7 protein-coding genes are annotated in these 14,364 nt (G+C 37.6%); all 7 read right to left on the minus strand.

Going from position 1 to position 14,364, the window contains the following annotated elements:
- Positions 1-52: 52 nt before the first annotated feature.
- Positions 53-2,449, minus strand: coding sequence for a glycoside hydrolase family 95 protein (locus GON26_RS04350; RefSeq protein WP_160373504.1), 2,397 nt, complete (start codon positions 2,447-2,449; stop codon positions 53-55).
- A 542-nt stretch (positions 2,450-2,991) separates the two neighbouring features.
- A complete protein-coding gene (locus tag GON26_RS04355; protein WP_160373505.1) occupies positions 2,992-4,494 on the minus strand; it encodes a family 43 glycosylhydrolase in 1,503 nt (500 codons plus the stop codon).
- A gap of 8 nt (positions 4,495-4,502) precedes the next feature.
- Positions 4,503-6,452 (minus strand): sialate O-acetylesterase, encoded by a 1,950-nt coding sequence (locus GON26_RS04360; RefSeq protein ID WP_160373506.1) that lies wholly within the window; start codon positions 6,450-6,452, stop codon positions 4,503-4,505.
- Between the two features lie 134 nt (positions 6,453-6,586).
- Complete coding sequence (locus tag GON26_RS04365; RefSeq protein WP_160373507.1) at positions 6,587-8,089, minus strand: cellulase family glycosylhydrolase; 1,503 nt, start codon at positions 8,087-8,089, stop codon at positions 6,587-6,589.
- Positions 8,090-8,263: 174 nt separating this feature from the next.
- Positions 8,264-10,504 (minus strand): glycoside hydrolase family 3 C-terminal domain-containing protein, encoded by a 2,241-nt coding sequence (locus GON26_RS04370; protein ID WP_160373508.1) that lies wholly within the window; start codon positions 10,502-10,504, stop codon positions 8,264-8,266.
- A gap of 40 nt (positions 10,505-10,544) precedes the next feature.
- A complete protein-coding gene (locus tag GON26_RS04375; protein WP_160373509.1) occupies positions 10,545-12,134 on the minus strand; it encodes a GH39 family glycosyl hydrolase in 1,590 nt (529 codons plus the stop codon).
- A gap of 5 nt (positions 12,135-12,139) precedes the next feature.
- Entirely contained in the window at positions 12,140-14,299 is a 2,160-nt protein-coding gene (locus GON26_RS04380) for a glycoside hydrolase family 3 C-terminal domain-containing protein (protein WP_160373510.1), read from the minus strand.
- Between the last annotated feature and the right edge of the window lie 65 nt (positions 14,300-14,364).

The following is a 14,364-nucleotide window of genomic DNA, read 5'->3' on the forward strand; positions in this document are numbered from 1 at the left end:
CCCGACAGGTTTCAAAAACCTGTCGGGTTTGATACAATTTGTTTGATCGCTTTTACCAGTTTATTTCTGATTGCTCTCCTTTTTTCAACGTGATTGTTTGTTTTTTATCACCACTAATCAAAATTGTTGTTCCTCCTGTTTTAGAAAAAATAATTACTTTTTTTAGTGTTTTGTTTTGCCATTCCATTGCGATTTCGAATCCACCTCTGGCGCAGATTCCTTTTACGGAACCCGTTTCCCAGGCATCTGGTAAAGCAGGTAATAATCTGATTTCGTTTTCATCTGATTGTACCAGCATTTCGGCAACGGCTGCGGCTCCTCCAAAATTACCATCAATTTGAAATGGCGGATGTGCGTCCATTAAATTCGGGTACGTTCCTCCTCCTCTTCTTGGTTTTTCGGTTTTCTTTCCGTCAGGATCTACGTAGCGAAGCAGTTCACGGTACATTTTGTAGGCGCGATTTCCGTCCCAGAGTCTTGCCCATAGATTAATTCTCCAGCCTTTTGACCAGCCTGTGGTTTCATCGCCTTTTATTTCTAATGTTTTTCTGGAAGCTTCGGCCAAATCCGGCGTTTTTAATGGTGTAATGTGGTCCCCAGGAAAAAGTCCAAACAGCTGTGATTGATGACGATGTCTTGGATCTTTATCTTCCCAATCGAAATACCATTCCTGCAGGTTTCCTTTTTTGCCAATTTGATAAGGGTACATTTTAGAAAGGGCAGTTTCTAATTTGGTTCTGAATTCGGCATCGCTATTTAAGACTTCTGAAGCTTTGATTGTTTTATCGAAACATTCACGAATCATCGCTAAATCAGCAGTTCCTCCATACATTGTGGCGCCAACAAAACCATCTGGTGTTAGGTATTGATTTTCAGGTGAAGTGGATGGTGATGTAATCAGATTTCCGTTTTTATCGGTAACCATCCACTCTAAAAAGAATTGAGAAGCACCTTTCATAATAGGATACCCTTCGTTTTTTAGATATTTTTTGTCTTGCGAAAAAACATAATGTTCCCAGATATGCGTGCTTAACCAGGCTCCTGCGGTATTCCAGCACGCCCACATTGGATCTTCTTTTCCGAATTGACCAACCGGATTGGTCATCGCCCAGATATCTGAATTGTGTGATGCCGACCATCCTTTGTTTACGCCGTAAAATGTTTTAGCGCTTGTTTTTCCGGTTACCGAAAGGTTTTTTATGAAAGACAACAGAGGCAGATGCATTTCTGAAAGATTCGTGTTTTCGGCAAGCCAATAATTCTCTTCCAGATTGATGTTCATCGTATAATTACTGCTCCACGGCGGATTTAAATGCGGATTCCAAATACCTTGCAAATTCGCCGGAACACCAAGGGTTCTTGAACTGCTTATCAATAAATAACGACCGTAATTGAAATACAAAATTTCAAGATTTTTATCTTCCTTACCTTCAGAATATCTTAACAAACGTTCATCTGTTGGCAAATCGGGAGCGGTTGTTTTGCCTAAATCTAAAGTGACACGATTGTAGAATTTTTGATAATCGGCAATATGAAATTCCTTTACTTTATCGAAAGGTTTCGAAAATGCTTTGTTCAAATTTTGTAGTGCAATTGCTACATCTTCAACACCTTCTGTTGCCGGATTTTTGTCGAAACCATTAAAGCTTGTGGCAACCGAAACATAAATAATAGCTTCTGTTGCGTCTTTTAAAATTAGAGATTCTCTCGAATTGGTAATTTTCCCGTCTGTTTTTTTTATTTGGATTAAAGTCGTAAATCTGGTTCCCCTGTCTTTTATATCGAGATATTTTGGCAAAACAGCATATCCGGCATTTTCATGAATTGGCGCACTACCAGTCATTACCAACATGTTATTTCTGACTTCAACATTTGATTTTAATAAACTCTTTAAATTGATATTAAAGTTTAAAGCTCCTTTTTGATCGCTTGTTAATTTGATTATCATTATTTGATCCGGAGCCGAGACGAAATATTCGCGTGTATATTTTATACCCGCCATTTCGTAACTCACTTTTGATATGGCGTTCGAAAGATCCAGTTCCCGACGATAATTTACCGCTTTTCCTTTTTCTTCATTATTGATTTCTAAAGTTCCTAAAGGCGAAAAAGATTCGGAGTTTTTGCCCTGCACTTTTTTATTGAGTTCTTCGGCCAGTTTGTAGTTTTCGTTTTGGAGTGCTTCGCGAATCGCAGGAATGTTTTTGTAGGCTTCCGGATTCATGTTGGCATTTACGGGTTCTCCCGACCAAAGTGTGATGTCGTTCAGGTAAATTTTATCTGAATTGGCGCCTCCAAAAACCGTTGCACCCATTTTTCCGTTTCCTAAAACCAGACTTTCTTCAAAGAATTCGGCGGGTTGGCTGTACCATAAAACATGACTGGATTGCGCCGACATTTTTATGGTAAAAAGAAAAATGAAAAATATTTTTATACTGTTTGATTTCATTTTGCGTCGTTTAATATGTTTCGTTCGTACGGAACTTTATTTTAATTTGTTTTATCTATAGATTACTAAGTTAACCAGTTGTGTGTAATTAATAAAAATTTAATTAAACACATAGAAAACATAGATTTTATGATTTTGAAAAAAAGGAAATCAAAAAGAAACTCGTTTCTTCACACATAGTCCCGATAACTATAGGGATGTTTTAATGCAAGTGAAACGCCTTTTTTGAGTTCAATAAACTATGTTTCTATGTGTTAAAATAATCTCACCCAACAAGTTAAGATAAGAAAAATGACGTTTTATTTCCTCGCAGATTTCGCAGATTCTGCAGATTTCATTTTAATCTTTTAAATCATTGTAATCAGAGATCTATTTTATTTTAAATTCTTTAACTTAATGACATTTTGCGCGCGTGAGGGATAGGAATAAGCTACCGAAGTAGCATGGATAGCCCGACCTCATGCCGATAAAAGGGCGAATACGCGCAAAGTTGATTTGCCCTTTTATCGGGATGGGGTCACGCCCAACTTATGCCATTAAAATTAATAAATAGGTTTATACGTAAAATTCCTGAACGTAACTGAACCTTCTCCAACTGCAGAAAGCCCTAACTTAAGGCTCATAAAACCACTTAGTACATTATGATTGAACGAGCTTACCTCAGCGGAGTTTTCGATTTTTAACCAATTCTTACCTTCGATACTGTAAAACATATTTACTACCTGTTCCTTTTTTTCCAGTCGCAAAAACAAATGTGTTTTATTTACTCCTTTTACAGTAGGAAATTGCCATACTCTAAGGATCGCCATAATATTTTCTTTATCGAAAGCGATTCCCGTAAATAATTTAGTATCATAGAAAAGAACTAATCCTGCGGACGCATTACCTTCTATTTCAATTTCAACATCAGCAGTGTACGAATGATCCGAAGGCGTACATAACAATGGTGAACTTTGACCAATACCTGTTCCTTTTCCTTTGATATTTATGCCTTTTGAAGAAAATGTGACTCTTTGAGTATCATATTCATCAAAAAATTGCCATTGCGGATTGAGTTTCATACCTGCAAAAGTATCCGAAAGTATGAAATCACTTTTTATGGATTCACCTGCCGGTTTTTTTATTTTATCTTCGGTTTTAATATCAGACTTCATTACAAACCATCCGTCCTTTGTCCATTCTACAGGCTGTAGCAATGTTTGTCGTCCCATGTTGTAATAGCCGTTTTCATAACCGTGAAAAACCATCCACCAATTTCCTTTCACATCATCAATTAATGTGGCGTGCCCTTTTGACCACCATTTTTCGGAGGCGTTATTGGTTCTTAAAATTGGATTATGAGGTGAATTTTCCCAAGGTCCGAATGGTGACTTTGATCTTGCCGAAATAACCATGTGACTTGTAGGAGGTCCAGCGGTTCCTCCCTCAGCTGTGGTCAGGTAATAATAATCTCCTTTTTTTAGAACTTTAGGTCCTTCCATGCAAAAGCATTCAATTGACCATTCTAAAGGAATTTTCCATCCTTCGTACACCTGTTTGCTTTCGCCTGCAACTGTCAGTCCGTCTTTCGAAAGCGGGACATAACTACCATTGCTGAAATACAAGTATCTGTTTCCTTTTTCATCTGTAAAATGACCGGGATCAATATTTCCAATTTTTAAATCGACAGGATCGCTCCACGGACCATTGATATTATCTGCCCAAACGACATAATTGGTTTCGTTTGCCGGAAAGTAAATATAAAATTTATTGTTGAGTTTTACCAAATCCGGAGCCCAGACTGAACCTACACTTTTTTTAAGTGCATGTGTAACGGGTTTCCAGTTTACCAAATCTTTGGAAGTCCAAATTAATAATCCGGGATAATAATTAAAAGAAGAATGTACAATGTAATAATCTTCACCGTCTCTAATTATAGATGGATCTGGATAATCGCCTGCAAATATTGGATTTTGATAGGTTACATCATTTCCCTGGTTGCTTTGATGCTGCGCATTTACGACTAGAGAGAAAAAAGATATAAATAATAAAATTGATTTTTTCATGATTGAAGTTATTTACTAACCTGATATTTTTCGTTTGCCGTAATCATTTCCCAATTATCGGTTCTGAAAGGAGATGCGGGCAATTTTTCTTTGTTGAAAAGATTAATCTCCGTGTCATCGTCTGCCCAACCGTAATGAACGGCTACCGGATTTGGGACTTTTTCGCTGGAAACGATTATTTTGTTGTTTTTGATTATCGCTTTCGCGGAATAAAAAACTTTGTCGGCACCCGCGATTTCGAAACCTTTTACGTTTTCAGAATTGTCTGAAGCGGTCAATCCCGAACCTGTGTGATTGAAAGTCAGTATAATTTGGTTTCCTTTTATTTCCTGAGATTGATACATTGGGCCGCTAAAAACTCTTTTTTTGCCGTAAACATTGTTGAGTGCAATTGCTGCCAAACGAAGTCCGACGTCTTGTTTGTTTGTGGGGTGAATGTCTTTTGCGTTACCAATATCTGTGGTTACGGCCATTCCGGTGTTTGGTAATTTTAGTGTTTCGGTTTGTGCTTCGCGGAGTTCTGCCCAACGGCTGCCGACTTTGCTGTTTCCTTTGAATTCGTCGAAAGTGGATAATTGCACAAAATAGAAAGGGAAATCGCCCTGATTCCATTTGGTTCTCCAATCTGTAATCATTAAAGGAAATGCTTTTTTGTATTGTTCGGCTCTGGTGACATTGGCCTCGCCCTGATACCATAAAACGCCCTGAAAAGCGTACGGAATCAACGGATTTACCATTGCATTGTACAAAAGTGAAGGATAACTGTTGGGAGAAACCGACATTTTTACCTGTACGACATTGAATTTCCAAAGTCCTTCAAGCGGCAAATTGGAATCTTTGAAATCGATTTTGAAATCTGAAGCTTCGCCGTAAATTCCGCCACCGCCTGAATAATCTGAAATTCGGACTGCGATTACGTTTTTGCCTTCTTTAAGAACTCCGGCAGGGATTTTGTAAATTCTTTTGGCTTCCCAAATATTGTTTGTTCCAACCTGAACTCCGTTTACGTAGGTAACATCTTCGTCATCTACTTTGGCCAAATGCAAAACGGCTTCTTTTTTAGCTTGTTCCGCTGTTAAAGTAATGGTTTTTCGCATCCAGACTACACCATCGATATTGCCAATTTGTAGGTTTTCCCACAAGGAAGGTGTTTTGATTTCCGGCCAGCTGGCATCGTTATAATCAGCTGCTGAGAACTGATTTTCATTATTCATCGTTACATCAAAACCTTGTATTTTTTTGATATTCTCTAAAAGTGATTTTTTGTAGGTTTCAAAAACCGCGTCCATATCAACTTGTGGAACTTCGGCAATCATGGTTTTGAAGTCAGGACTTTTTTCGAAAGCTTCACGGCTTGTCCAGGTTTCTACACAGGTTCCGCCCCAGGAAGTATTGATAATTCCGATTGGGATTTTTAGCTCAGCGTATATTTTTTTGGCAAAAAAGAAACCTGCTGCTGTAAAGTCTTTTATGTTTTCTTTGTTAGCAACGGCCCATTTTCCTTGTTTTAAATCTTCTTTTGGAGTTCCGCTTAAATCCTGAGCCACACCAAAATGACGAATCATTGGATAATCAGAGTCCTGCATTTCTTTTTCAGCATTCATAGTTTTGTACATCTGAAATTCCATGTTCGATTGTCCGCTGCAAATCCATACTTCGCCCACCAAAACATCTTTGATGCTAATTTTATTATTTCCTGTGATGATTAATTCGAAAGGACCTCCTGCTTTTTCAGCGTTTAATTTTACCATCCATTTTCCGTTTTTATCGGCCTGGATTGTTTTGCTTTGTTTGTTAAAATGAACGGTTACTTTTTCATTGGCATCTGCCCAGCCCCAAACCGGAATTTGCTTATTGCGTTGTAAAACCATTCCGTCAGAAAATAACAAAGGCATTCGAACATTTGCATTTATGATACTGCTGAACATTAAAAGAAGAAAGGCGATATATTTTTTCATTAGTATTATTTTAAATTAAAAAGTTAACCTAAAAATGTTTAAAACCATATAAGTGATATAAGTAAATTTAAGTTTATACGATACATTACTTAATTTTTACTTATATCACTTATATGGTGAATTCTATTTTTTTATTATTCCAATCCTTCCAGCAAAGCTTCTAAAGCCTGACTATCATAGACTGTGTTGTTGGATCTGTCAAATAAAGACATCGTATTGGCTCCTAAATTTCCTGCATCCCAATAAAACGGAACCATACCGTTTGCTCTTGACTGTTTTACGACGTATTTTAGAAATGCAGCTCTGGATTTTAAATGCAGTGTTAAGGCATCACCGGTTAAATCACGTTTTATTGCTCCGAATTCTCCTAAAATTACAGGAATTCCTTTATCAACAAATTGTGTTTTCATCATTAGAAAAAATCTATCGATATCGGCTTCTTCACCCCAGGTTGCATTACGTTCCGTATCTGTAGTGGAATGATTTCCTGCTCCCCAATAGTAAAACATTTTGCCCCAGTCTGCATCTTCGGTCATCAAAGTAAACTGATACGGATAAAAGTGAACCTCAGCCATCATTCTGTTTGTTGCTGAATCAGTTGGTAAGGAAGTCATCAATAGGTTTGTTTTTTCAATATCTGTCGATGGTCCCTGTACAATTAAATTTCGATAGGCGTTTTTTCCTCCGGTAGAACGTACCGCATCAATAAATGTTTGGTGGTAGGATGTTAAGACGGCCATTTGAGCAGCGTTTTCAACATTTGGTTCATTAGCGCTTGCAAAAAGTAAATGCTCATCAAACCCACGTAAGTGCGTTGCGATTTGCTGCCAAAATGCTTTTTGCTTGGCATTATTTTCTTCTTTTTTGGCATCGGTAACATTGTTTTCCAGCCATCCGCCATCCCAGTGGATGTTTACAATTACATACATATCATTGTCAACACAATATTGTACCACTTCTTTTACACGGTCTAACCATTGTGTATTGATTTTTGCCGTTGAAGCATTTTCAAGATACTGATTCCAGGAACAAGGAATTCTGATGGCATTAAAACCATTTGCTTTAACCAAATCAATCAGGGCTTTAGTAACCTTAGGATTTCCCCAGGCAGTTTCGCTTCCTGTAGCTTCCAGAGTATTTCCGATATTCCAGCCTAAATTCATTTTAGCGGCAAGCTGGGTTGCATTGCTTCCCATTCCTGACGCATCAGCTGCAAGAGGATTGGTATTGTAGTCCGGAAACAAACCTGGTACTGCAGTATTAGCAGCCTGAGTTACGGTAATTTGTATGGATTTGGCCTGATTGGAACTTAATGTAATAATTGCGGTTCTTTGAGAATTACCGGTGTTTACCAATGCAGTAATCTTAACATTTATTGTACCTGCCGTTCCACCTGCCTGACTGATTTTTAGCCAGCTTGCATCAGAACTGCTCAATAACCATGCGGTAACATCGGTTTCAATCTTAATATCAGCATTGCTTTCCGTGCTTGGAAATTCAACTTTATTTTTATCTACAGTAAGTGATCCTACTGATAAATTTTGCGGCGTTTCTTTGTCTGCACTGCAGGCAAAAACACCAAAAAAGGCGATACATAATATAGCACTAATTATGTATTGGTTAATTGTTTTTTTCATTTTATAATATTTGGTTAGTAAGTAAGCTATTTATTCAACGTAATATAAAACATAACCCATTGGCTGTAATTAATTGAATTACAGCCAACACGTTAAAACATAACAATCCTTTTCATCCTTATTCATAACCTTTTATAATAAAATAAGGCTACATAATTAGTGCTAAAAAGTTTTTTATTTAATGGTAACCGGAATTTCTTTTTTGATGTCTCTTGAAGAATTTCCAATTTTCAGAATGTATTTTCCTGGCTCAACTGTCCATTTTTTAGCAGCTACGTCATAATAGGCCAATTCTTTAACCGGAACCTGAATCGTTACTGTATTTGAACTTCCTGATTTTACCAATACTTTTTTGAATCCTTTTAATTCTTTTGCAGCACGTGTAATTTTAGAATCAGACTTAGCGGCATACAATTGCACTACTTCTTTTCCGTCAACTTTTCCCGTATTTTTTACTTCTACAGTAACAGAAATTGTTTCGTTTTGAGCATACGAAGTTTTATCCGCTTTGGCATTATCAAACGTAAAAGAAGTATAAGACAATCCGTATCCAAAAGGATATAACGGCGCAATATTTTTAGTATCAAACCAACGGTATCCTACTAAAATTCCTTCAGCATAATTTACTGCTTTTTCTCCTGGGAAACTGTTGGTTGCATGTGCTGGAGAATCCATCAATTTTTTAGGCATTGTCCAAGGTAATTTTCCTGAAGGATTTACTTTTCCTAACAACACATCTGCCAACGCATTTCCACCTTCAGAACCATTAAACCAACTCCAAACCAAAGCAGAAGTTTTTTTGCTTAAATCTTCAATTTCAAAAGGAGCACCAGCAATTACTACTACAATTGTTCTTGGGTTTACCGCTACTATTTTTTTAATTAATTCTTCTTGTCCAAAAGGTAATTTTAAGTTTCTACGATCCGAAGCTTCTGTTTCGTAATCACGGTTAGAACCCGCAAAAACAATAGCAATATCTGATTTTTTAGCCGCTTCGACTGCTTCCTGTACTTTTGCAGGATCTAATTGGTCTATCGTTACAGGACCATTAGAAGTAATGTTTCCTAAATTTCCTTTATTTTTTTCATCGTAACGCTCTAAATATCCTTCAGCATAATTAATCTGGATGGATTTAGGCAATCTGTTTTTTAATCCTTCTAAAGGCGTTACTTCTCTTTTTGTTTTTACACCTGCACCAAATCCGCCTAAAGCATTTTTCTTGGTAGCATTGTTTCCAATAACCGCAATAGATTTTACGCCCTCTAATTGTAAAGGCAATGCGTTGTTATCATTTTTCAACAACACCACTGCTTCTGCTGCGATTTTGTAAGCATCCTGATAGTGTGCTTCTGTAGCCAGACTTCCTTTTACACGTTCTTTGCCTCCCATAGCTTTCACCTGGAATAAAACGCGTAAAATTCTTTTTACATGAATATCAATTTCAGCTTCTGAAACTGTTCCTGCTTTTGCTGCTGCGATTAATTTATCGGCAAGGAAAAATTCATTGAAAGGTTTTGGCGTACCCATTTCGATATCCAGTCCGCTTTTTAATGATTTTTCTGTTGAATGTACCGCTGCCCAATCTGAAACTACAACACCTTTAAAACCCCATTCGTCACGAAGGATTTTATTCAACATGTAATCATTCTCGCATAAATATTCGCCTCTAAACTTGTTATACGCTCCCATGATACTATACGCGTGAGCCTCTTTTACAGCTGCTTCAAAGGCTGGTAAGTAAATTTCACGAAGTGTACGCTCATCAATTTGTACATCGACAAAATCACGATTTGTTTCCTGATTGTTTGCTGCAAAGTGTTTTACACAAGCCATAATATCGTTGTCCTGCAAACCAACAATCATCGGAACTGCCATTTTTTTATTCAAAAATGGATCTTCGGTCATGTATTCATACGTTCTTCCTCCAAGTGGTGTTCTGACAATATTGATTGCTGGCGAAAGCAACATATCTTTGTCTCTGGCACGCATTTCCTGACCTACGCTATTACCAAAAGTATAGGACATTTCATCATTCCAGGTTGCAGCCAAAGCACCTGCAGCCGGATAATAGGTTGCAAAATCATTTGTTAAACCCGCCGGAGCCCAGTTGTCGCGTGAAATTTCTTCACGAACTCCTAACGGACCATCAGCCATTTTTAGTTCCGGAATACCTAAACGTTTTACGCCACCACTAGTAAACATACTGTTACCGTGCAGCATTCCTATTTTTTCCTCAAGTGTCATTTGAGCAACTAATTTGTCTATTTCTGCATCAAACTCAGAACCAATTTCTTTCCCTTGATACGTTTTTTCTGTTCCGTCTCCGTTTCCAGAACCGCTAGCCGAATCATTTTTGCAAGAAGTAAATGCAAAAAATGCTACTGCTACTGATAGGTATAACATCTTGTTTTTCATGTGTGAATAATTTTATTTAGAATTGTTGTTTTTTAAAAATCTATTGTTTGACAAGATTAAACAAGAAAACATCATTCTCGTTAATCTTAAAATCTTTGCTAAATACTCCTTTAGAATCAATACTTACCTTTTCGGTGGTAATAAGGGCGGTATTGTTTTTTTCTTTCAGCGTTTTAACCTGCTGCAGTGTTAACTGGCTTGGTTTGTTCATGGCCAGATAATCCGAGAAAACATCATTGGTTTTATAACCCACTTTGTAAATCTCCAGTTTATACTTTCCTTTTTGTAAACCATCCACCTGAATTTTTATACTTCCTTTTGATTTAGAAGGCAGATCTTTTATGTAATACACCTGATTATTAACAGAATCACCCGGATGTGTATTGGTAAAATCCCATAATAATATTTGTACATCGCCCTTATCATTTTTGGTTGTCCAGGATGAAGTATCTGTATTTTGAAGCTCGGTTTCTCCTAATTTATTCAAAAGTGAATACGAAAAATAAGCCGGTTTTTTAATTCCCTGTGTATTCAACAATCCGAATCCTCCGTGAAAAGGGGTGAATCTTGGTCCCGGTTCTTCGAAAATATCGGTAAAAACCCAATACGACATCGAATTGGCAGCATTTCCAACTTGTTTTAATTTTTGCAAAATATACGCTGCCGAGTGATAACTATCATGAATAGGATCTGCCGGAGTGTACGAGCTGCTCCATTCTGTGTAATGCAATTCTAAATTTGGCTTTGCCGAAGAAGAAATCTGCTTACGCGAATTGATTACATCACCGCTTACACTAGAATCATCTTTATTTAAAACCGTTCCCGAAGTTCCAAATTCGTCCAGAAAACCTTGTTTAACTCCGTACGTATGTGTCGTAATAAAATCAAGCGGCACATTGTTTTTTGTTGCAAATTCAATAGTTTCAGGAACCCATGCCGCACCTGCTGTTGCGGGTCCTCCCACTTTGTAAGCAGGATTTACGCTTTTTACGCCGCGGGCTGCATATTCGTATAATTTAAAATATTCTTCCTGAGTTCCCGTCCAGAAACCCGGTGTTAAATTAGGCTCATTCCAAACTTCGAAATACCAGGTTTTTACTTCTTCTTCCCCATAACGTTCTGTAAAATGCTGGGTTAAATTTCGAATTAAATCTTCCCATTTTTTATAATCTTTTGGAGGCGTTACATTTCCTTTCCACCAAAAAATAGTTTGTGGACCACTTGCCAAAGCTGAAGGCATAAAACCTAATTCTACAAAAGGTTTCATTTTTATACTAATCAGAAAATCATACAAAACATCAATATACTGATAATTGTATTCCGGATTTCCTTTGCTTTCTTCTCTGTAAACCGCCATATCATCAGATAATAAACCGTGCATTCTGATGTATTTAAAATCACATTCTTTTTTTACCATAGCCAGTTGCTGCTGCCAGTCGGCACGCAATCCTTCATTGGCTCTTCCGGCTCCAATACACTCTTTGAACATGGTATTCATTTCGCCAGCCGTTTTATGATAATCAACTTTTATAATTCTTTCTGATGTACTTTCAGCATTAGTATTTTGAGCCCATACTGTAACATAGGTCAGACTAAATAAAACGATTAATAGCAGTATCTTTTTTTTCATTATAATTATTTTACTGTGATTTTTTTATTTAAAAGAATTTGATCTGAAGCACTTCCAATCTGGATTTCAATCGTGTTATTTTCTAATTCAAATTGTTGTTTAGACGTATTCCAGTATTCTAAATCTTTTGCTTTTAAAACCAAAGAAACATTTTTGGTTTCTCCTGCTTTAAAAAATACTCTTTGAAACGATTTCAACTCTTTTTCCGGGCGTTCTACTTTTGACTGCAATTGTTTTACATACAACTGAACCACTTCGTCACCGTCTTTATTGCCTGAATTTGTAATTGAAATGGTCACTTTTATTTCCCCTTTTTTAGTAATAAAACCCGAATTTGTTTCAACCGAATTGTATTTGAAAGTCGTATAACTCAGTCCGTGGCCAAAAGCATACAAAGGTTTCCCTTTAAAATATTGGTACGTTCTTCCGTTACGAATGTTATAATCTAAAAAATCTGGTAAATCGGTAATATCCTTCACCCAGGTTTGCGTTAATCGTCCTGCAGGATTATAATCTCCAAATAAAACATCCGCCAAAGCAGTTCCTGTTTCCTGACTGTTTTGGGCCATGTGCACAATTGCCGGCACGTGTTCCTGTGTCCAGTTAATCGCATACGGAAAACTGCTAATCAGCGCCACAACTGTTTTAGGATTGGCCTGATACACTACTTTTATTAAATCTTCCTGTTCCAATGTTAAAGACTGGCGATCAACGGCTTCTTTACCTTCGCTTGGCAGAGGGCAATTTGCCCAGCCAGCATTACATACCGGATGATTACCAACAATTACAATTACAGCATCCGCTTTTTTGGCAATTTCAGCCGCTTTACCGTCAGTATTATTTTTAGCGTACAAAATTTCTACTTTATCACCCAGTTTGTTTTTTATTCCCTGCAAAGGAGTAATGATATAAGGCGGCGTTCCGCTGTACCAATCCAGCAGTACTTCATCTGCACGAAGACCGATGATGGCTATTTTTTTTAATTTTTCTTTTTGTAAAGGCAGTAATTCCGAATCATTTTTAAGTAAAACGATTGATTTTTGAGTGGCCTCTAAAGCGATTTTTTTATGTGCTTCGGTTTTCCAGGGATCGATGGTGTCTTTTCCGGTTCCAATTTTAGCATACGGATTTTCATCTGGAGCATCCAGCATTCCGAGTTTTATCATCACTCTGTAATCGCCACGGATTGCGGCATCTATTTCTTTTTCTTTTAAATGACCCAGCGCAACTGCTCCGTAAACCCCTTCGGTATATTCATCTAAAAACTGATTGATTCCTGCTTTTACCGCTGCTGCAGCGCCCAAATATTTATCGGCATAATATTTATGATCCGAAAGCAGTAATTTGAATGCGCCTCCATCGGTACAAATAATTCCGTTTTGTCCCCACTCTTTTTGTGTGATGTCTTTTAGCATCGGATGTACCATCGCCGGAATTCCGTTTACTTTATTATAAGCTGCCATATAAGCGCGGGATCCTCCTTCGACAACGCCCATCTGAAAAGGCAGAGCATAATATTCTCTCCACAATCTTTCATCAAAATCAGATGATGTATAGGTTCGCCCGTCTTCGTTGCTGTTGGCTAAAAAGTGTTTCATCAGCGAAGCCGTTTGCCAGTATTTTGAATCATTTCCCTGAAGACCTTTTACAAAAGCCACTGTCATGGTTCCGTTAAAAAAAGCATCTTCACCATAACTTTCTTCGGTGCGTCCCCAACGGGGATCACGGGCAATATCGGCGTTTGGAGCACGAACTACCAAGCCTCCTCTGTTGTATTTTTGAAAAGCATAACGTGTTTCATAACCTTCCACCTGAGCCACTTTCTGAAGCAATTCGGTATCCCATGTTTCTCCCAAACCGTAAGCCTGAGGAAAAGTGGTGGTAGGCAATGGCGGTTTGTTTTTTCCGCCCCACTCACCCGGACCGCCTAAAGCCAATCCGTGTAAACCCTCAACATGACCTGTTCCTACAACTCCTAATCTTGGTATTGATGGCTTCGTGCTCAATGCCTGGATTTTTTCATCAAGGGTCATGAGCGCCAGCAAATTATCAATACGTTTTTCAGAATCTAATGTAGCATCCTGAAAAGGATATTGCTCTTTTTGCTGAGCCATACCTAAAGTAAGCGTCAGTAGAAAAATGGTATGTAATATGAGGTTTTTCATTTAAAAAAATTGTGGTTATTTAAATCCGGCATTTTTCTGAAAATCTGTCGGATTAGAAATTTTTA

This window comes from Flavobacterium hydrocarbonoxydans, from assembly GCF_009789235.1.
GTDB classification, from domain to species: Bacteria; Bacteroidota; Bacteroidia; order Flavobacteriales; family Flavobacteriaceae; genus Flavobacterium; species Flavobacterium hydrocarbonoxydans.